Genomic DNA, 21,250 nt, shown 5'->3' with positions numbered 1-21,250 from the left:
ATTAAGTTATTAAAATTTTGATTTCTAGTGTTTTGAAATCATTTTTAATAAAAATAATGGAACGGAAAAATGAGTAATAAAAGTTGTTCTTTATTATTGTGGTAGCGGTATGCTGCCGAAGAATAGTGTTTTTGAAGATATTTAAAAGGTTGATAAGCAGAAACATTTTGAAAATATAGTGTCTGCAAATTGGTGTAATCTTCTGAATTGTCTTGTGAAAAATGTGAAATGGTAATTTCCTCCACCAAATCAAACAGCACAAGTTCATCTTTAGTAGATTGTGCTACTTCTGTGGTTTTGGTTGCAGAATGCTTTGATGGTATTTCTAGGGAGTTAGTTTTTGCACTAACTGATAAGAAGCAAAGAAATAATGCAAGGAGGTTGAAAATATGTTTTTTAGTAATTTTCACAATGCAATATTAGCGTAACAAATTTCATCAACTTCTAAAAAAAAGTTAAATTTTCTACCAACCAGAATATCTTGGTGGTTCTATACCCTTTAGGTTAAGATATACTATGGTTTGTGCTCTGTGGTGCGTTACGTGATCTTGTAGTAAATTCAGTATTTGAAGTTTGGTTTTAGGTCCGGCAAAGAAATCAACGGTTGTTTTTAAATCTAATTCTTTGGTGTTTGCTACGGCTGTTTTTCCGTTTTCAAAAGCATTTTTTAAAATAGCGATGATTTCTTCTTTATCGGTAATACCTTCAAATTTATCTATTTTTTCACCTTCAAAATACGTATTGCTCAACCAATTGATATTGTTGGCAATGTGCACCAATTGTTCCGCAAAGGTCATTTCTCGTTCGGTAGGTTTGTAATTGTAGTGTTCTTGCGGCATACTTTCAGCAATTTCTAAAAGATAGTTTTTAGAGTTTTCCCATTTTTCTTGCCATGCAGAAATAGGAGTATTTTGCGCTTGAATTGTGAATACTGAAAGTACTAAAATACAAGTAGTGATAAGGTTTTTCATGGGTTTGGGGTTTGAAGAAAAAACGCCAACCTATTGAAGATTGACGTTTTGGTATATTGAATTTATCTGTTTAAAATGATAGCAGCTTCTTTCGCAAAATACGTCGAAATAATGCTTGCACCAGCACGTTTAATGCACATGAGTTGTTCCATCATAATCTGGTCATGGTCTAGCCAACCTTTTTCGGCAGCAGCTTTTACCATGGCATATTCGCCCGAAACTTGATACACGGCTACAGGAACATCTACGGCATCTTTTACTTCGCGTACAATGTCTAAGTACGCCATTCCTGGTTTTACCATCACAATATCTGCACCTTCTTCTACATCGTCTATGGCTTCTTTAATGGCTTCTATGCGGTTGGCATAATCCATTTGATAGGTTTTCTTGTCTTTCGGAACTTCCACGGTTGCATCTTTTGGAGCAGAATCTAAGGCATCACGAAACGGACCGTAAAATGCCGAAGCATATTTAGCACTGTAACTCATAATTCCTACGTTATGAAATCCGTTAGACTCCAAACCTTCACGGATGGCTAAAATTCTTCCGTCCATCATATCACTTGGAGCTACAAAATCTGCTCCAGCTTCTGCATGACTAATACTCATTCGCGTTAGCGCATCAACTGTAGCATCGTTGATGATTTGTCCGTTTTCTATAATTCCATCATGACCGTAAATAGAATAGGGGTCTAAAGCAACATCTGGCATGACAATCATTCCCGGAACAGCATCTTTAATGGCTTTGATGGTTTGTTGCATTAAACCGTCTTTGTTCCAAGCTTCTTTTCCGGTATTGTCTTTTAAATTGTCGCTTACTTTCACGTAAATGTTTACGGCTTTAATGCCCAAATCCCATAATTCTTTTACCTCTTGAACGGTTCCGTCAATAGACCTGCGGAACATTCCCGGCATGGAAGGAATTGCAGTTTTTACTCCTTTTCCTTCTGCAACAAACATTGGAAACATAAAGTCTTGCGGACTTAAACTTGTTTCTCTTACCAAACTTCTAATAGACTCGTTGGTTCTTAGTCTTCTATTTCTTCTTAAAGGATGCATATTTTAAGCTTTTAGCCTTCAGCTATTAGCTGTTAGCTTTTGTTAATTTTTGTATGAATGAAGTTAGCATTTTCTTTATTTCTTCAACTTTAAACAATAAATGTTGTCCTGTTTCTTTGTCGATAAAATTGAGATCTATGCTAAGTATAATTTGATATTCTAATTCGTTTGCAGAACCTAATGCGATATGAAGAAATCGGGCAAAGTCTTTATCAGAACTTCTTCCGCAACCTTCTGCAATGTTCATGGGTATTGAAGCAGCAGCTCTCTTCATTTGGCTGGCTAAATTGAAAAGCTCTTCTTTTGGAAAAGCATGCATAGCTTGATAGACATCTAATGTTAATTGATGTGCCTTTTCCCAAACTTTATATTTCTTATAGTCTTTCATATGTTGCTGAAAGCTGTATGCTGATAGCTAAAAGCTACTAATTATTTCGCCAATCCTAAGTACTTCCAATCTCCGTTTTCTTTTACAAAAGCCGATTTTTCATGAATGACGTCTACTTTTCCGTTTTCAAAAAAGTAGGCATTAAAGGTTACTGTTCCTTTTTCATCAGTTGGTTTTCCTTTGGAAGTTGCTAAAACTTCTAGCTTTATCCAATTTACCGATTTTGCCCAGGCAACAATGGCTTTTTTCTCTTTTACAGGTCTTGTAGAACTATGGTGACTTAGCATTAAATAATCGCCGTTGGCTACTACAAAAGCACTGTAGCGAGAACGCATGAGTTGTTCTGCAGTTTCGGTTTTACCACCGTTTTGGTGAAACACTTCACAGCATTCGTTATAAGGTTTGGTATTTCCACAATAGCAATTCATTATACCCAATCTATTGGTTTTTGTAAAACGTTGATTAGTTTTTCTTCTTCGCTTCCTGCTTCCGGATGATGGTTATACACCCATTGTACATGCGGCGGTAAACTCATTAAAATACTTTCGATACGGCCGTTGGTTTTCAACCCGAATAAAGTGCCTTTATCGTGAACCAAATTGAATTCTACATAGCGACCACGTCGAATTTCTTGCCAATTTCTGTGGGCTGGTGTGTAAGCAATATCTTTTCGTTTTTCAACAATAGGCGTATAGGCTTCTAGAAAACTATTACCTACTTCGGTTACAAAATCATACCAATTTTGCATGCTCATATCGTTAGATGGTTTGCAATAATCAAAAAACAAACCGCCTAATCCACGGGCTTCATTTCTATGTGTATTCCAAAAATAATCGTCGCAACGTTGCTTAAAATTCGGGTAAAATTCAGGGTTATGTTTGTCACAAGCCGTTTTACATACTTGATGAAAATGCTTAGCGTCTTCTTCAAAAAGGTAATAAGGCGTTAAATCTTGTCCGCCACCAAACCATTGGTTAATGATTTTTCCGTCGTTATCATACATTTCAAAATAACGCCAATTGGCATGAACTGTAGGTACAAACGGGTTTTTAGGGTGAATCACCAAACTCAATCCGCAAGCAAAAAAATCAGCTTCTTTTACTCCAAATAGTTTCTGCATGGTATCGGGTAACTTTCCGTGAACTGCCGAAATATTGACACCGCCTTTTTCAAAAACATTACCGTTTTCTATAACGCGCGTTCTACCACCGCCACCTTCAGGGCGGTCCCAAAGGTCTTGTTGAAAGGTTGCTTTGCCATCTATAGCTTCTAATTTGCTAGTGATAGTATCTTGTAATTCTTGTATGTAGTTGTAAAATTGATCTTTCATTTTATTGAAAGTTTAAAGACGCTTGTCTTAGCTTTTGAGAAATGATTTTGCTTGAGTAATTTTTTGAATAAGTCCGAATGAAAACATTTTGCTTTCTATCTGAGCATACTCGAAAATAGCCAACGCTTTATTGGCTAAATTTGTTTGGTTTTCAGTTTCTACCGGAATGATTTTTAATAATAAATCTCCGAGTAATTCGTAATTCTCAAACGATAATTGTTGTTGATGTAAATGCGTTAACAAATCAGATTCTGAAGTAGCAATTATAGTATCGATACTTAAACCAGTATGTTCTTTTAGTAAAACATTTACGGATATTTTTTGTTGATTTCTCCAATTTTTTGGAACAAAATCTAACTGAAGCATATCATAAAAAAACTCTGAAAGTTTCTGTTGATCTTCGTCTTTAAAACCTTTGGTAAGCATTTTTTATAATTTATAGGTAATCATTAAACCACCTTTGTAAGGCAGCCAATCACCACTCATATCCCATTTTCTATTTTCGTTGCCCGGTTTATCTTTGGTATACTCATAACCAGTACTTAAAAGATATCCCTTATAATAGCTTTGAAGAAATCCACCACCTAAAAAGGCTTCTAGTCCCCATTTTTCATTTAATCTCCAACTATATCCAACGGTTGCTCCTACCATAAATGCATGGCCTTTTTGATATTTATCAGTATTCCAGTAGTTATATTTTTGCATTTCAAAAATAGCAGCTCCACCGTTAATTCCTGCAAAAAAACCAGACCCGATTTCTTTGGTATAGTATCTAACCTCTGGAGTGGCAAAGAGGAATTTTTGCGGACCATGATTAAAAGATTCCCACATGGAACCTGTTAAATCAAATTGAAAAGTTACTTTATTAGCTATTTTAGTTTCAATACCAAAGCTAGGCATTAAAAGTAAGGCCGTTGTTGCATTTCCTTTTACATAAGTCTGAGAAAATGATTTTCCAAAACAAAGGAAGATGAGAAGAAAAAGAAGAAAGTATTTAGTTTTTTGCAATTTCATAGCGATTATATTTAGTGAACTTGATATTCTTTTACAGCATCTACAAATGCTTTTGCATGATCTACAGGAATATTTGGTAAAATTCCATGACCTAGATTTACTACGTAGTTATCTTTTCCAAATTCATCAATCATCTCATGAACCATTTTTTTAATGGTTGGGATTGGAGATAACAATCTTGAAGGATCAAAATTTCCTTGTAAAGTGATATTCCCTCCAGTTAAATAACGTGCATTTCTAGCGGAACATGTCCAATCTACTCCTAAGGCAGATGCTTTACTTTTAGACATTTCGTTCATAGCGAACCAACAACCTTTTCCAAAAACGATTACTTTGGTTTCCGGAGCTAATGCTTCTACAATTTGATTGATATATTGCCATGAGAATTCTTGATAATCTTGTGGAGAAAGCATTCCGCCCCAACTATCAAAAACTTGTACAGCATTCACCCCAGCTTTTACTTTTTCTTTCAAATAAGCGATAGTGGTATCTGTAATTTTTTGCAATAAAGCATGGGCAGCTTCTGGTTGAGAAAAGCAGAAACCTTTTGCTATATCAAAATTCTTAGAACCTTGCCCTTGAACTGCGTAACAAAGAATAGTCCATGGAGAGCCTGCAAAACCAATTAAAGGAACGCGGTTGTTCAGCATTTCTTTGGTTAGTTTAATGGCATCCATTACATAACCTAGTTCTTCATGAATGTCTGGTACCACAACTTGCTCAACATCTTTAGCAGAACGAATAGGATTTGGTAACCAAGGACCTACGTTTGGTTTCATTTCGACCTCTATATTCATTGCCTGTGGAATAACCAAAATATCGGAAAATAGAATAGCAGCATCGGGTTGTACAATGTCTATAGGTTGTACGGTGATTTCAGCAGCCAATTCAGGAGTTCTGCATCTGGTGAAAAAATCATATTTCTCTTTCAAAGCCATGAACTCAGGAAGGTATCTTCCGGCCTGACGCATCATCCAAACTGGTGGACGTTCTACTTTTTCGTTGTTTAAAGCCTTTAAAAACAGGTCGTTCTTAATCATTTTTCATTCTTTATTGAATATGATTCCTATGATGGTTTCATATTTTGAGTTTCTACAATTTTTGTTTCTAAAAAATTACTTCAAGATGTTGTCTCGAAGTATTTTACCACTTTCACAATTACATTTTCTATGGTAGGTTGTGATGCGGTTATGATATTTTGAGTGTACTGAGCGGCCGATTTAGCTGTGGTTTCTCCAATGCAAAAAGCTGCACCGCTTAGTTGATTATTGAAAAAATAACTTTCCACCAATGAGGGGCTAAAAAATAAAACACCATCAAAATCGCTATTTGTTTTTAATGGTGAAAACAACGTTTTATAAGCTATTTTTTCATCTAAAACTATATGATTCTCTTTTAAAATATTGGGTAATTCTTTTCTACGAATGTTTCCGCAGATGTAAGTGAATGCTTCCGTATTTTTTTCTGAAACGATAAAATCAGCTAAAGTTTTAGCATTCTGAAAATGTTGAGCTACTTCAATACCTTTATCTGCCAAAAGACGTTCCGTTTTAGAACCTACGCAGTAAACTGTTTTATTTTCTAATCTGTTTAAAAGCTGTTGTTTTTCCAGACTCAAAACACCATTTTTACTGGTAATTATGATGTTTGGGTAAAACTTATCAGCATTAATTTTCATGAAATCTATCTTTATGAAATCAGCTTGCACCAGTGAAAATCCTTTATTCAATAAAAGTTCCTGTTGTGAAAGGGTGAGTTTTTTAGTTGATAGAATCCTTGCTTTCATTAATCGTGATTTTCACAGATTTTTGAAATGTTATCATTAGTTCCAAAAACAACAAGAATATCGTTCTTTTCAATAATCGTATCTGCAGCGGGAATCCCAATAACTTCCATAATACTAGTTGTATTCCCGATAAGATTTGTTTTCTCTTTCTTGCGAAGAATTGTAATGATATTTAGTTTATACTTGGCACGAATATCAAGATCAATGATTGATTTACCAACAAATGCTGGAGGTGTTTTAATTTCTGAAATAGAATATTTAGCATCGATCTTAAAGTTATCTACAATATTTTTCAGATTGATCTTATTCGTAAGTTTTTCTGCTGCTTCCTGCTCTGGATGCACAATGGAAACAATTCCCATAGCTTGTAAAACCGTATCGTGAATAGGCGATAAAGACCTACTAATAACTTTGGCGTTTGATAGTTTTTTGATAATGGCTGTAGTGATGATTGCCGCACCTTCATTCTCTCCAATAGCCACCACAATCATATCTGCCTGTTTTACAGGAAGTGCCTGGTATCCTAACTCATTTGTGGAATCCATACAAACGGAATGGGCTATTTTGTCTTTTACCAAATCAACCTTTGTTAAGTCTTTATCTACACCAATAACTTCGTTACCAGTTTCGGTTAGACTTAATGCCAACGACATTCCAAAATTTCCAAGTCCAAATATGATGATCTTCATTCTGAGTTTAGTTTATTAAGATATTTTCTTGCGGATATTTATAGAATTTTTGTTTTACCTGCTTCAACATACCAATCAATAAGTTGAGCATACCAATTCTACCAATAAACATCACAGCAATAATTACATATTTACTAGGCTGGCTCAATGTTGATGTTACATTTAAACTCAACCCAACGGTACTATAAGCCGAAAAACATTCAAAAGCAATAGCCAATAAATCTTTTTCTGGTTCAAAAAACAATAGTAGCAAAATAGCTACTCCTATGACTATTAAAGATATACAAATAATAGCAAAAGCTTTGTTAACTGTGCTACTAGAAATTTCACGAGTATTAATCTCTATTCGTTTTTTTCCTTTTGCAGTGGCAATAATATTAAGAGTAGCAATTGCAAAAGTACTGGTTTTGATACCTCCACCGGTAGAAGCGGGTGAAGCTCCGATCCACATTAAAAGTATTACAAATAATAGTGATGGTGTAGCAACTTGCGTATAATCTACGGTATTGAAGCCTGCAGTTCTTGGCGTTACAGAAGAGAACATGGCAGTGGTAATTTTACCAAATGCTGTGGTATGCTCTGCTAAAGAATATTTTGCTTCTGCAAAAAAGAAGAAAACAAAACCACCAACCAATAGAAGCGATGTAGTTACAAATATGATTTTTGAATTCAATGTAAATACCCTAACTGGCATATAATTGGTACGCTTGATAAAATAATTTTTGAAGGCTGCTTTAAAATAAATAAACGTGTTAGATACAATATTGTATCCTAAACCTCCAAAAACAATCAACGCCATGATAATCCATTGTAATGGATAGTTGAATCTAAAAGTTTCAGCATAGAAACTAGATGATGAGGTTGAAAACCCTGCATTACAATAGGCTGAAACAGCATGGAAAACAGAGAAGAAGACTTTATCTTCTACCTCTGGAATATCTAAAACACTGTAATAAATACAAATAGCTCCTATAAGTTCAAAAGATAAGGTAAAGATTACAATGCTCATCGCTACCTTAAAAACGTCTTGTAAATTCTCAGATGCGGTAAAATCCTTTACATACATTCCTTCTCTAAAAGAAGTACTCTCTTTAAAGAAAAAAGCAAAAAATGATGTAAAAGTTAAGATTCCTAAACCACCAATTTGAATAAGTACTAAAATAACGGTTTGCCCAACTTGTGTGAAATCGTTTGCAGTATCTAGCACCGCCAAACCGGTTACACAAATGGCGCTGGTAGAAGTAAATAAAGCATCGGTAAAGTTGATTCCGTGTGTTGTCACTTTTGGTAACATGAGAAAAAATGCACCAATAAGAGAAAAAATTCCAAAACTACCCACAAAGAGAATAGCCGGATTAAAATATATTTTATAGATGTATTTAATTAAAAATGATAGCCTTATGAGTAGGTAAAAGAACAGTCCCACTTCAAAAATAACTTTGGTACGAAGCGTCAGCGAAAAGTTGGAGAATTGCTGATTGTACAACACATAGATAAATGCTGCGAGTAGTGTAACCGCAACAATGATCATGTTTACAGCAACGGATCTTCTAGAGCTTTTATCTTTATACTGAAAGAATTTTACAATATTAAAAGTTAGCAACAACCCACTTAAAACAAAAAAGCCTACAAGTTTATAGGGACGATAGCCTTCGTTTATGTTAAATCCGAAATCGAATATGAGAAAGAACAAGATGAAAACATCTATGAATCTATATATATTTTGTAATGTCTTCTTACTCATTAGTAGTTTTTGGGTTCAGTGCTTTTCTAATTTCTTTCATCAGTGCAGCTCCTCCTTCATTTTCAAGAATATTAGTAGCACATTCATAACCAAAGTTACTAAAGGAATCTTTAGGGACAGAATTTTCAACTAGTAATTTTTGTTTTCCATCTAAACTGAACAATGCTCCGGTAAAGTGAATAGTATCGTTTTTAATAGTAGCAATAGCTCCTATGGGCGCGGTACAACCACCTTCTAGTGTTCTTAGAAAATCACGCTCTACTTGTGTACAAATATCGGTGTCTTCATGGTTTAGTTTTGCCAAAACTTCTCGAGTTTCAGAATCATTTTCCATGGCAACCACAAGCATTGCGCCTTGTGCCGGTGCTGGAATCATCCAATCTAGCACTTCGTGATTTTCTGGGGTAAGATTGATGCGTTCTAAACCTGCTTTGGCAAAAATAGCTCCGTTCCAATTGTTATCTTGTAGTTTTTGAAGTCTTGTATTCACGTTCCCGCGAAGATCTTCTACTTTGTGGGTAGGATATTTGTGTAGCCATTGCGCTTTTCTACGTAAACTTCCGGTAGCAATAGTTCCTTCAGTATTATAAAAATCGGTAGTTCCTTTATGAACCAGAATATCTTCAGACGGAGCTCTTTTTAAAACCGCAGCTTTTACAATGCCTTTTGGTAGCAGAGTGGGCACGTCTTTCATACTATGCACAGCAATGTCTACTTGCCCGGTAATCATGGCAATATCCAAGGTTTTGGTAAAAATTCCTGTAATACCAAGTTCATATAAAGGTTTATCCAGAATAAGGTCTCCTGTAGATTTTACAGGTACAAGTTCTGTTTGGTAACCTAAACTTTCTATTTGTGCTTTTACGGTATTTGCTTGCCACAGCGCCAACTCACTGTCGCGGGTACCTATGCGAATTACTTTACTCATTAGAAATCTTTTTCCAACTGAAATACTTTCTGTATCAACTCGATACTATCGTCGGAAGCACTGCCATCTTTTAAGTGATTGGCAAAATGAGTAGTTATTTTTTGAATAAGTCTGTTACTCAATACTTCCGCTTGTTGCTCATTAAAGTCAACAAACTTTTTACGTTGATAATCAATCTCAGCGTCTTTTATCGATCTTAATTTATGATTAAGCGCTTTAATGGTTGGTGCAAATTTGCGGGTTTCCAGCCAACTAGAAAAATCTTTTTTAATTTCTTCGATAATGGCTTCGGCCTGCGGAATGTATTGTTTTCTATTTTCCAGCGTTTCATCGGTCATTTTAGAAAGCAAATCCAGGTGTACTACGGTAACATTTTCTAGTTCTGCTACGTTGTCATCTACATTTTTAGGAATGGAAAGATCTAAAATTGTCAACTCTTTGTTTGGGAAAATAAGTTCTTTAGAAACAGTTGGTTTTTGAGCACCAGTAGCCACAATAAGAATATCTGCTTTCCTAATTTCCGAAGGTAAATCGGCATATTCTTTTACTACCAAATCAAACTTACCGGCAATTTTTTCTGCCTTGTCTTTGGTTCTGTTGATTAAGGTAATTTGATTGTTTTTGGTATGCTTAACTAGATTTTCACATGTATTTCTACCAATTTTTCCGGTTCCGAAAAGAAGAATATTTTTTTCGGAAACATTGGGAACGTGACTCAAAATATATTGTACCGAAGCAAACGCAACGGAAGTGGCGCCGCTAGAAATTTCGGTTTCATTCTTAATTTTCTTGCTTGCCTGAATTACAGAATTGATCAATCGTTCTAAAAACGGATTTACCAAACCGGTGTCTTTTGCGCTTACAAAACTCTGTTTCAATTGGCTGATGATTTCAAAATCACCCAAAATCTGACTATCCAAACCGGTTCCTACTTTAAACAAGTGGTTTATGGCTTCGTCGTTTTTGTATACATAAGCAACTTTTTCAAACTCTTCCACGGTTCCGCGAGAGTGTTCACAAAGTAGTTTGATAATTTGAAATGGATGTTGAGCAAAACCGTACAACTCTGTTCTGTTACAGGTAGAAGTAACCACCAAGCCATCCAAGCCTTCATTTTTGGCTTGTAATAGTAAGCTTGACTTTCCGGTATCAGTTAAACTAAACAGTCCGCGCGTTTTTGCGTCTGCTTTTTTGTAACTGAGACCTACAGCGTAAAAATTTTTGTACTTTGAAATATTATATCGTTCCATTTGCTCAAAAGGAAATCGGGAACAAAAGTAAGTTGGTTAATTAGAAAAAAATAACGCTCGGAGTACTTTTTTTATCGCTCAAAGAGATTTAGACATATTCACAGCGTTAACTGTGCTGAAAGTATTACATTTGTTGTAATAGCAACGGTTTATAGCGAATTATTTTAGAATGATTCTAAATAAATGAAAATTGATATTCCATGAATTCAGAAGACAAAAATAACGCTCAAGGTTCTTTCAATGAAATTACAATAGAAAAAGGTTTTAGCGTTTTGCGATGCCAAAATGAAACCGATGAAAAGGTAATAGCCAAGAAGGCTATTGATAGTTCTTTCATTCAATTTCATTTTAGTTTAAAAGGCTCTTCGTTTTTCAATTTTAATGATGGGCGCTATCAATTGGAAGTCAAAGAAGAGAAGGCGTTGCTGCTCTACAACCCAAAAAGAGATTTACCCATTGACTTGGAGATTCAACCAAAATCATGGTTAGTTTCTATCTTGATATCTATTCAAAAATTCCATTCGTTATTCTCGGCCGAAGCAGGTTATGTAGATTTTCTGAGCAATGAAAATAAAGACAAAAAATACTATACCGATACAGAACTAACGCCCGCTATGGCTGTGGTTTTACATCAATTATTAAATACAAATCTTAATAAATACATTCAACATTTATATGCAAAAGGAAAAGCGTACGAATTGCTGAGTTTGTATTTTAATAAAGAAGATGCCGATGTGGAACATTGTCCTTTTCTGATAGATGAAGAAAATATTTTGAAAATTAGAAGAGCCAAAGATATTGTGATCAGTCGTATGGTAGAACCTCCTACACTGCAAGATTTGGCAAATGAAGTTGGACTAAATCTTAAAAAGCTCAAAGTAGGTTTTAAGCAATTGTATGGAGATTCAGTTTTTAGTTTTCTGTTTGATTATAAAATGGAATTTGCCAGAAAAATGCTAGAACATGGCGAAAACAACGTAAATGAAATAAGCACACGAGTGGGTTATAGCACGCCGAGCCATTTTATTGCCGCTTTCAAAAAGAAATATGGAACTACGCCAAAACAATATGTAATGGCACTACGGTAGTTAATATCCGTATTCGCCATACATTTCACCATAATAAGAACGGTCTATAGCCACACGCTCTCGGCCCTCATACTGTATTTCCTCTAGGAGCTGTTTTACTTGCTTATCCATAGATTCAAAATTGTTATAGTTCATAGAGTTTTGATACAGTGGTACACTTTTTTTGGATTCTAATGGTGGAACCACAATGGCTTTAAGTTCCCAGTCATCTTCGTTGTTATAATTCTTGCTATTGAATTTGAAAATATAAACGGTAAAAGTTCCTTTTTTGTTGGTTACTTCTTCTTTTCTAACCAATTCATGTTCAGTAACGCCTGGTTTAAAATCTCTATAACGATACAATTCTGCTTCTGCAATAGAATCTAAATTAGCATAGTCTTCTGGCAACAGATTGATGACATCATTATTTTTCAAATGAGTTGTCAAATAACTTCTACTATCCAAGTCTTCAGCATACGGCAGGAACATTTCTGAAGTAATATGTGCTCCAAATTTTTGTTGAATTACCAAGTAATTGATGTTGAAAGTAGCATCTTTTACCAGCGAAAGTTTGTTGAAAAATTCACCTACTTTTTTCTGATTTTTGAAAGGATAAAGCAGCGTCACATACTCTTTTAACCAACCACGATAATAATTGTTATTTACTCTATGACCATACGGTGCTTCTTCATCGTAATTGGCACTTGTATCGCTACTCAACTGTTTTTTGAGTTCAATTTTTGCTTCGTTCAATAATTGGTTTACGTATCGGCGGTAAATTTTTGGCTTTATGTCATCATTGATAACCAATTCTGCAAGCATACTATAAATAGGATGTTTATACTCTTCAATAGAAGTATAGTTGAGCAAATCTGGAAAAAATGCGCTGCTTAATTTCGGTTTATCTTCAAAAGCATAGAAAAACCTGAAACTGTTTACACCAACCGGAAAATCTTTTTCCATCCAATCTATAATATCATGAACGGCTTTTTCATTTTCATTGGTAGCCAAAGAATTCAATAACAACTCCTGAATAGAAGAGTCTTCATAAGAATTGTTGTATAAATACCTTAGATAAGGTTCTACACGCTTGTTTTTCATTTTCGCAACTTCTTTGATAAATGCACTTCGGAAGTATTTTTTGTCCTCCGGAAATTCAAAATGATCAATAAAATTTCGAAGGGAATCAAAGTCTTTTTCGGCAAAATCAATCACATCCAAACCTGTAATTACAATACTGTCATTTGCTCTTAGTTTTTCAAAAAATAATGCTGTTTTATCTTGTAGCGGATCTACACCTATGACGGTATCTTTTGGTTGAAAGTGATTATAAAAATCGGCTACAAACTTGGTTTGGGTTGAAAGCGTATCACCAATTGTTCTAAGTTCATAAATAGCCCCGTTTTTGAGAATACTTTTAATATCAATAGTTCGGTTGCTTAAAGTATCTGCCAGCGAAATGGTGTAGGTTTGGTTTCCAAACACATCGTTTCCTTTGGTTGCTTTATGAACAATGAAACTCTTAAATTGATTTTTTGGGTAGACGTTGCTCCACAAAGAATCAATATTTTGATACATAGTTAAATCGTGTAATTTGGTAAGTTTTACCGCTATTTTTTCATCATTTGCATTGGTATACGATGTTGACTTTATAAAAGGTAAATATGATTTTTTATCATCTTTTGGCGTACTGTAACTCAAACTTAGATCTTGAGAATTCCCACTAAAAGGAGGCATAGCAACATTGGAGAACGTAGAAAAATAAAGTGATGTATCTACTACTTGCTCAAATGGTTTTTTGTAGGTAGGATTATTGATTTCTAGCGTATTAAAATAGGTAAGAGCTTGCTCTCTATCTGTTTTGAAAGCCGCCATTAAAAAGTAATTTCCTTTGTGGAGAGCAGTTTTCAGGAATATTTTTTCATGTGTGGTTGAATCAATTTCTGCAGAAGAAATCAAATAAGGAACTTTCCCGGAAACTACATCTTCGTAGGTTGGTGTAATTTCTAAACTTTCATAAAAGCGATCTTGAATGTGTTTCAGTTCAAAATTATCTTCTTCAATGTATTCAAAATCATTCAGTGTATTTCTTTCGAAAAGATAAAATGAGCCTGTCACGTTGTCAAACCCTTGAATCAATTTTCTACCAGATTTTTCAGGATTGTAAAAGGAATAATCAGCAGGCATTTTTACTGCAAAACTTTTTTCGGTATTGCTTACAGTTTCCCAATTTTCCTTAGTATTTCTAAACTGAATAGACTTAAAAATAGCGTCACTATACTGTTTGGTAAAATCTTTTTTTCCGCCCAATTTCAGTATAATGATTTCTAAAGGTGTTTTATAAATATGATAGCGTTGATAGTCGCCGTTTTTCAGTTTGTTGGTGATGTCAATTCCTTTAAAACCATTGTTTTCAATTTCTTCTTTTGAAATGATAGTTCCTGGAATCGATTCAAAAAACATATCTTCCAGCGTTTCCAAACTAAATTTTTCGCCTCCTTTTAAATATGGAAATGTACTCATGCGCGCTATGGAGAAAAAGGCACCGTTGGTTAAATCGGGTGAAGCGTACAAACTCATTCCTTGGAAGGTTCCAAAGTGGTACAATTTATTAGGAAGTTTTACCGAAAGTAGACCATCTCCAATAGTATCACGTACCAAATCTTTTACATTGAAAGTATCTTCAAACTTCTGTTTTATAGTTTTTGAGACATCGGTTTTGTTAGACGCTAAAGGTTTTACCGTAAACCCTTTGTCTTTTAAAAGTTGTAAAACGCCATGTTCACCTCCCAAATGCGCAGCTCCAATTCCTGCAAACGTACTTCCTTTCTTTGCAGAAACTTCAATACCATTCGCCATGATCTTGTTACGCTCGTAGAGCATATATTTCAAGTGATTTTCAGAGAAAAAACCGGTGTTTAGCGAGTCAATAAAAGCAATGTTTCGCTCACGATATGCATTCTCCAAAAGATTATAATACGTGTCGTTTTCCAATTTTTTTACTAGCCAACTCGCGGGTTCTTTGCGCATCATATCTTTTTGTGAACGTTGGACCATGTAGTTAGATTCATCAATATCCTCTAGTGGAACAAATCCTTTATCAAACTTTTTTCCTGCTTGATAAATAAACATATCCAAATAGGTTTCCTCTTGAAAGTTTTGTGAAAAAACATTGGTTCTGTAAAGAACATTGTTCAGCATTTGACCGTTGAAACCCAGCATTCCGTAAACCGCTTGTTGCTTGGGTTGCGTAATAGCAAATGTTTCATTATAAAAACCCTTTTGGTATATATTGCTAAAATCTATCGTATTTTCATTTTCTATATAATAATCTAACCATAAATTTGGATCACTTTCTAGCGCTACAAAATCTGCTTTGTCCAGAGCTTTGTAAAAAACATCGTCTAGGCGAAATGCAATTTTGTTGCTTACGTGCATAGTACCATATAAATAGGAAGGTTTTTGAAGTCCGTTTCCTGAAATTTCCCAAAGAAGACTATTGTGTGTTTGGGGTGTTTGACTGAATATGATTGAAGTGAAACTTAAGAATATTAGGAAAATTTTAGAACGCATTGTAAAGAAGTTAGGTACGTAAATATAGAATTAAATACTAATTTTGAAAAAAAATACAGGAATGAAAGGCGTATTGTTTGTGAATTTGGGGTCTCCCGATAGTACTGATCCAAAGGATGTAAAAAAGTATTTAGATGAATTTTTGATGGATGAAAGGGTGATTGATGTTCCTTATTTACTCCGCGCTTTTCTGGTAAAAGGTATCATTTTAAATACCAGACCAAAAAAATCTGCAGCTGCTTATAAAAAGATTTGGTGGGACGAAGGTTCGCCACTAATTGTACTTTCTGAAAGATTACAAGAAAAGGTTCAAGAGCAAGTTTCTGTTCCGGTGGCGTTGGCCATGCGTTACGGAAATCCGTCTATAGAAAGTGGTTTGCAAGAGTTAGCAAACAAAGGCGTAACCGAAGTTTTATTGGTGCCTTTGTATCCGCAATTTGCCATGGCAACTACCGAAACTATTTTGGTGTTGGCCGAAAAAATACGTTTGAAGAAATTCCCACAAATGAGTTTTACCGAGCTTCCGGCATTTTACAATCACCCGGATTATGTACGCGTTTTGTCAACTTCCATTGCCGATGAATTGAAAGGTAAAAAGTGGGATTATTTATTATTCTCGTACCACGGCGTTCCGGAACGTCACATTAAAAAATCAGATATCACCAAATCGCATTGTCAAATAGACGGGCAATGTTGTAAAACACCATCTCCGGCGCACCAATTTTGTTACCGTCATCAATGTTACGAAACCACCAGACAAGTGGTTGAATTTCTTGGTTTGAAAGAAGGAACGTACAGTACTTCATTCCAATCCAGATTAGGAAGAGATCCTTGGTTACAACCGTATACCGATGCTACTATTGAAAGTTTAGCTCACAAAGGCATTAAGAATTTAGCCGTAGTAACGCCTGCTTTTGTTTCGGATTGTTTAGAAACTTTGGAGGAAATAGGTATGGAAGGTGCCGAAGAATTTAAAGAAGCTGGAGGAAATGAGTTTTACACCATTCCTTGTTTAAATGATCGCGAGGATTGGATCAAAGTATTGGCACGTTGGGTAGACCAATGGGCGCTAACTCCACAAGAAGCATAAATGGCAAAAGTAAGTTCGGCAGAATTAGGAACCGATTCCATAGGAAAACTGTTGGTAAAGCAAGCATTACCGGCTTCGATTGGTATTTTGGTAATGTCTCTTAATATATTGATTGATAGTGTTTTTGTAGGAAATTGGATTGGTTCTTTGGCTATTGGAGCCATCAATATTGTTTTACCGGCTTCATTTTTTATTGCCGCATTGGGCATGGCCATTGGTATTGGTGGCGCTTCTATGATTTCCAGAGCGTTGGGTTCTAACAGAGAAGAAAAGGCTTTGGATACTTTTGGAAATCAGATTTCGTTAACGGTCTTGTTAACGGTGGTGTTGGCTACGGTCGGATTATCGTTTTCAGATACAATAGTGCAAAGTTTTGGCGGAAAAGGAAGTATTTTTGATCCGGCAAAAATCTACTATCAAATTGTATTGTTCGGAGTTCCGTTTCAAGGACTTGCCATGATGGGAAGCAATGTAGTACGTGCCGAAGGGAAACCAACATTTGCCATGGTGGGTATGATTTTACCTGCGTTGAGTAACTTGGTGTTAGATGCTGTTTTTATCTATGTGTTAGATTGGGGAATGGCAGGTGCAGCTTGGGCAACTACACTTTCTACCTTTTTGAGTTTTCTATTTTATGTGTGGTTTTTCATCAGTAAAAAATCTGAATTAAAAATAAGTTTTCACCATTTAAAATTCAAATGGCACATTGTCAAAGAAATTGCTTCACTAGGATTTGTAACCCTTTCTAGACAAGCGGTAGTGAGTTTTATTTATCTTTTTCTGAATAATATTTTATTCAATTTAGGAGGCGAAGCATTGGTGTCGGTGTATGCCATTGTAGGGAGGTTGCTCATGTTTGTGTTGTTTCCGGTGTTGGGTGTTACACAAGGTTTTTTACCAATTGCAGGCTATAATTATGGAGCCGAAAAATATGATCGGGTGATCGAAGTGATTAAAAAATCTATTATTGCTGCAGTAACCTTGGGTATTGTGGTTTTTGCTATAATTTACTTGTTTCCTGAAGCCTTTGTTCACTTGTTTATTGATACCAGCAATCACCTTACCGCACAAGAAGTAGAGATCAATAATTTTATCATGACCGAAACGCCAACTGCTTTAAAAATCGTATTTGCGGCAACACCAATCGTGGCTATTCAGTTGATAGGTGCAGCGTATTTTCAAGCTGTAGGAAAAGCTATTCCAGCATTGTTATTAACCTTAACCAGACAAGGATTTTTCTTTTTTCCATTGATATTGATTTTACCAAATCTCTACGGAAAAATGGGCGTTTGGGCTGCGTTTCCAATTGCTGATACCTTGTCTACCATTGTTACTGCATACTTTTTATACAGAGAAATTCAAAAGAAACTATTACCACATACGTAATGGAATATTACAACTACATAAAATCGTTACACTTAATCTTTGTGATTACCTGGTTTGCAGGCTTGTTCTACATTCCAAGATTGTTTATTTACCACATTGAAGCCAACGACAAACCAGAACCCGATAAAAGTATTCTAAGCAAACAATTGCAGTTAATGACCAAGCGTTTGTGGTTTATTATTACTTGGCCATCGGCCATTTTAGCAACGCTTTTTGCTGTAATTCTACTTGTTTTACAACCAGTTTGGCTGCAACAACCATGGATGCACGTAAAACTAACTTTTGTAGTGTTGTTGATTATTTATCATTTAAAAACACACCAAATGTTTAAGCAATTGCAGCGAAATGAAGTAAAATATACTTCTAACTTTATGCGCATTTGGAATGAAGGTGCTACGCTTATTTTGTTTGCAGTTATCTTTTTAGTGATTCTCAAAAGTGCCTTCAACTGGATTTTCGGTGTAATTGGAATCATCGTTTTAGGTATTTTATTAATGTTGGGAATCAAATTATACAAACGCATTCGAAACAAAAATCCCGAAGCATAATTATTAGGGCGTATCCCTTTTTTAGCAAAAGGGTCATGCTCTCGGCAGTCGCTTTTTACGTTTGTTTTTCATTAAAACAATCCCAAAAGAGCTTCAACAAATGCCTCCATCACTTACGCGGGTTTGGCGCAATAATTGTTATCTTTAGCTTCGAAAACATCAGCCTGTGTTCAAAAAAATATCTTTACGGTCCCGAATTTTCATTTCTATGATTACTCTTGTAATCATCGCATGTTTGTTGATTGCGTTGGTGACCATTTTTCAATACAAAGAACAGGCAAAAGATTACCACAATGCTCGGTTAGAAAATAAAGAAGAGCAAATTATGCTCAGCATCGATTATGTGTTGAAAGGAACTACCTATGAAGTGACTACCGAGAATCTTCAATATATTTTCAAAGACGCTATTTATGAGATTGCCGATATTCAGAATGTAAATTTCAATATCTACGATTTGGGTGGCGAACTCATTAAAAGTTCGCGTCCACAATTAGATTACGATCCGTATTCTTCTTATTTAAATTCCGAAGTGCTGAACAATTTATATAACAGTCCCGATAAGCGTTATGTAATGTATCAGCATGCGGCGGGAAACAGTTATCAGTCTTTATATGTTTACATTACCGATGCACGTTTCAAGCCTATTGGTATTTTGAATATTCCGTATTTCGAGGACGATTCGTTGACAAATAGTGAGCTAGAGGAGTTTTTATATCGTTTGGTAATGGTGTATGTTTTGATGATTGTTATTGCGGTGATGTTGGCCTATTTTGTGTCAGCATACATTACACAATCGTTGAAAACCATTTCAGATAAACTCTACGAAACACAACTGACAAAAGAAAATCAGAAAATATATATTGAAGAACCAAGTGACGAAATCAGACATTTGATTGAAGCGTACAACGGAATGATTGATAAGCTGGAAGAAAGTGCCGTGAAATTGGCCAAAAGTGAACGAGAACAGGCTTGGAGAGAAATGGCAAAACAGGTGGCGCACGAAATTAAAAATCCGTTAACGCCAATGCGATTAACGGTGCAAAGTTTCCAAAGACGTTTCAAAGCAGACGATCCAAATGCTGCTGAAAAAATCAAAGAATTTTCAGAAGGATTGATTCAGCAAATTGATACCATGAGCAGTATTGCTTCGGCATTTTCAAACTTTGCTAATATGCCAGCGCAGCAAAACGAAACCTTGAATGTGGTGAATGTCATCAAACTGGCGTTAGATATTTTCAAAGAAGACAGCATTATTTTCAAACCCCAACAAGAAGAATTAATTGCGCGGTTAGACAGGACACAATTGGTTAGAATTATTACTAACTTGGTGAAAAATGCGTTGCAGGCCATTCCCGAAGAAAAAGAAGCGCGTATCATGGTGTCGGTTTTTTCAGAAAATGACAACATTAAAATTCAGGTAGCCGACAATGGAGTTGGGATTGCCGAAGAGAATAAAGATAAGATTTTTGAACCAAAGTTTACCACCAAAACCAGCGGAATGGGACTAGGTTTAGGTATGGTGAAAAATATTGTAGAAACCTATAAAGGGTCTATTACTTTTACATCGAAACACAATGTAGGAACCGTGTTTACTGTTACGTTTCCTAAAGAAAAATAGTTAGTTATGAGCTTTAATAATATTATTACCACTACGGAAAATCAAATTGGTTTTATTACCATCAACAGACCTTCAAAACTGAATGCGTTGAACAAAGAAACCATTCAAGAAGTGCACGAAGCCTTTGAAAGTCTTGATGCTGACGCTGCTGTGCAAGTAATTGTAATTACCGGAAGCGGAGAAAAAGCATTTGTGGCAGGCGCCGATATTGCCGAATTTTCAAATTTCTCAGAAACTGAAGGTGCCGAATTAGCAGCAAAAGGACATCAATTATTGTTTGATTTTGTGGCCAACTTAGCAACTCCTGTCATTGCTGCAGTCAATGGTTTTGCCTTAGGTGGCGGACTAGAATTGGCCATGGCGTGCCATATTAGAGTAGCAAGTGACAATGCGCGCATGGGCTTACCAGAAGTTTCGTTAGGTGTAATTCCGGGTTATGGAGGAACGCAACGTTTACCGCAATTGGTAGGCAAAGGGCGTGCTTTGGAAATGATCATGACTGCCGGAATGGTGGGCACAGAACAAGCTTTGATGTGGGGCTTGGTGAATCATGTGGTAACCCAAGAAGAATTGTTACCTTTCTGTAAAACTTTAGCTGCTAAAATTGCTAAGAATTCCCCTGTAGCTATTTCAAAAGCGATTGAAGTTGTGAATGCCGGTTATACCGATGGCGTGAATGGTTTTGAAACTGAAATTGAAGGTTTTGGCTATTGCTTCGGGACTGAAGATTTTAAAGAAGGAACTACGGCCTTTTTAGAAAAACGCAAAGCAGATTTTCCGGGGAAATAAACTTGTTTGGGGTAGTTGGAT

At 35.6% G+C, this 21,250-nt stretch carries 21 protein-coding genes; 6 read left to right on the top strand and 15 right to left on the bottom strand.

Annotation, left to right across the window (positions count from 1 at the left end; genetic code table 11):
* Window positions 1-44 precede the first annotated feature (44 nt).
* From BM383_RS00305 to hemA, 14 genes are all read right to left on the bottom strand, one after another.
* Window positions 45-410 (bottom strand): hypothetical protein, encoded by a 366-nt coding sequence (locus tag BM383_RS00305; protein ID WP_093021329.1) that lies wholly within the window; start codon window positions 408-410, stop codon window positions 45-47.
* A 54-nt stretch (window positions 411-464) separates the two neighbouring features.
* Entirely contained in the window at window positions 465-971 is a 507-nt protein-coding gene (locus BM383_RS00300; protein ID WP_093021326.1) for a DinB family protein, read from the bottom strand.
* Window positions 972-1,033: 62 nt separating this feature from the next.
* Window positions 1,034-2,029 carry a porphobilinogen synthase gene (gene hemB / locus BM383_RS00295; protein WP_093021323.1) on the bottom strand — a complete coding sequence of 332 codons (996 nt, stop codon included), beginning with the start codon at window positions 2,027-2,029 and terminating at the stop codon, window positions 1,034-1,036.
* A gap of 25 nt (window positions 2,030-2,054) precedes the next feature.
* Window positions 2,055-2,417, bottom strand: coding sequence for a four helix bundle protein (locus BM383_RS00290; protein WP_093021320.1), 363 nt, complete (start codon window positions 2,415-2,417; stop codon window positions 2,055-2,057).
* Window positions 2,418-2,458: 41 nt separating this feature from the next.
* Window positions 2,459-2,845, bottom strand: a complete 387-nt coding sequence (locus tag BM383_RS00285) for a YchJ family protein (protein ID WP_093021317.1) — start codon at window positions 2,843-2,845, stop codon at window positions 2,459-2,461.
* Window positions 2,845-3,747 carry an oxygen-dependent coproporphyrinogen oxidase gene (gene hemF / locus BM383_RS00280; protein WP_093021314.1) on the bottom strand — a complete coding sequence of 301 codons (903 nt, stop codon included), beginning with the start codon at window positions 3,745-3,747 and terminating at the stop codon, window positions 2,845-2,847. The genes BM383_RS00285 and hemF overlap by 1 nt, the downstream gene beginning before the upstream one ends.
* A gap of 27 nt (window positions 3,748-3,774) precedes the next feature.
* Window positions 3,775-4,173, bottom strand: a complete 399-nt coding sequence (locus tag BM383_RS00275; RefSeq protein ID WP_093021311.1) for a hypothetical protein — start codon at window positions 4,171-4,173, stop codon at window positions 3,775-3,777.
* 3 nt (window positions 4,174-4,176) lie between these two features.
* Window positions 4,177-4,761 carry a DUF3575 domain-containing protein gene (locus BM383_RS00270; RefSeq protein WP_093021308.1) on the bottom strand — a complete coding sequence of 195 codons (585 nt, stop codon included), beginning with the start codon at window positions 4,759-4,761 and terminating at the stop codon, window positions 4,177-4,179.
* Window positions 4,762-4,772: 11 nt separating this feature from the next.
* The gene (gene hemE / locus BM383_RS00265) at window positions 4,773-5,801 is read right to left on the bottom strand and encodes a uroporphyrinogen decarboxylase (protein ID WP_093021304.1); all 1,029 of its coding nucleotides are present in this window, start codon (window positions 5,799-5,801) and stop codon (window positions 4,773-4,775) included.
* An 80-nt stretch (window positions 5,802-5,881) separates the two neighbouring features.
* Window positions 5,882-6,547 carry a uroporphyrinogen-III synthase gene (locus tag BM383_RS00260; protein ID WP_093021301.1) on the bottom strand — a complete coding sequence of 222 codons (666 nt, stop codon included), beginning with the start codon at window positions 6,545-6,547 and terminating at the stop codon, window positions 5,882-5,884.
* Window positions 6,547-7,236 (bottom strand): potassium channel family protein, encoded by a 690-nt coding sequence (locus tag BM383_RS00255; protein WP_093021298.1) that lies wholly within the window; start codon window positions 7,234-7,236, stop codon window positions 6,547-6,549. The genes BM383_RS00260 and BM383_RS00255 overlap by 1 nt, the downstream gene beginning before the upstream one ends.
* Before the next feature lie 7 nt (window positions 7,237-7,243).
* Window positions 7,244-8,980 (bottom strand): TrkH family potassium uptake protein, encoded by a 1,737-nt coding sequence (locus BM383_RS00250; RefSeq protein WP_093021295.1) that lies wholly within the window; start codon window positions 8,978-8,980, stop codon window positions 7,244-7,246.
* A complete protein-coding gene (hemC, locus tag BM383_RS00245; protein WP_093021292.1) occupies window positions 8,973-9,908 on the bottom strand; it encodes a hydroxymethylbilane synthase in 936 nt (311 codons plus the stop codon). Before hemC ends, BM383_RS00250 begins: the two co-directional genes overlap by 8 nt.
* The gene (hemA, locus tag BM383_RS00240) at window positions 9,908-11,158 is read right to left on the bottom strand and encodes a glutamyl-tRNA reductase (RefSeq protein WP_093021289.1); all 1,251 of its coding nucleotides are present in this window, start codon (window positions 11,156-11,158) and stop codon (window positions 9,908-9,910) included. The genes hemC and hemA overlap by 1 nt, the downstream gene beginning before the upstream one ends.
* A 200-nt stretch (window positions 11,159-11,358) precedes the next feature.
* On the opposite strand from hemA, the gene BM383_RS00235 reads away from it, so the two are divergent.
* The gene (locus BM383_RS00235) at window positions 11,359-12,246 is read left to right on the top strand and encodes an AraC family transcriptional regulator (RefSeq protein WP_093021286.1); all 888 of its coding nucleotides are present in this window, start codon (window positions 11,359-11,361) and stop codon (window positions 12,244-12,246) included.
* On the opposite strand, the gene BM383_RS00230 is transcribed toward BM383_RS00235, so the two are convergent.
* A complete protein-coding gene (locus tag BM383_RS00230) occupies window positions 12,247-15,798 on the bottom strand; it encodes a TraB/GumN family protein (RefSeq protein WP_093021282.1) in 3,552 nt (1,183 codons plus the stop codon). It lies immediately after the preceding gene.
* Between the two features lie 61 nt (window positions 15,799-15,859).
* Here BM383_RS00230 and hemH point away from each other — a divergent pair, with 61 nt between their 5' ends.
* The 5 genes from hemH to BM383_RS00205 all read left to right on the top strand — a co-directional run bounded on the left by hemH (window position 15,860) and on the right by BM383_RS00205 (window position 21,229).
* Window positions 15,860-16,888: a ferrochelatase gene (hemH, locus tag BM383_RS00225; RefSeq protein WP_093021279.1), complete on the top strand. Its 1,029-nt coding sequence runs from the start codon at window positions 15,860-15,862 to the stop codon at window positions 16,886-16,888.
* Window positions 16,889-18,274: an MATE family efflux transporter gene (locus BM383_RS00220; RefSeq protein WP_093021277.1), complete on the top strand. Its 1,386-nt coding sequence runs from the start codon at window positions 16,889-16,891 to the stop codon at window positions 18,272-18,274.
* On the top strand, window positions 18,274-18,822 hold the full coding sequence (locus tag BM383_RS00215; protein ID WP_093021274.1) for a CopD family protein: 549 nt from the start codon (window positions 18,274-18,276) through the stop codon (window positions 18,820-18,822). The genes BM383_RS00220 and BM383_RS00215 overlap by 1 nt, the downstream gene beginning before the upstream one ends.
* A 208-nt stretch (window positions 18,823-19,030) precedes the next feature.
* A complete protein-coding gene (locus BM383_RS00210; RefSeq protein ID WP_093021271.1) occupies window positions 19,031-20,440 on the top strand; it encodes a sensor histidine kinase in 1,410 nt (469 codons plus the stop codon).
* Between the two features lie 6 nt (window positions 20,441-20,446).
* Window positions 20,447-21,229, top strand: a complete 783-nt coding sequence (locus BM383_RS00205) for an enoyl-CoA hydratase/isomerase family protein (RefSeq protein ID WP_093021268.1) — start codon at window positions 20,447-20,449, stop codon at window positions 21,227-21,229.
* Window positions 21,230-21,250 lie beyond the last annotated feature (21 nt).

Source organism: Pustulibacterium marinum (assembly GCF_900116665.1).
Taxonomy (GTDB): Bacteria; Bacteroidota; Bacteroidia; order Flavobacteriales; family Flavobacteriaceae; genus Pustulibacterium; species Pustulibacterium marinum.
Note: the sequence above shows the minus strand (reverse complement) of the source record. Positions and strands in the feature narration are given on the sequence as shown.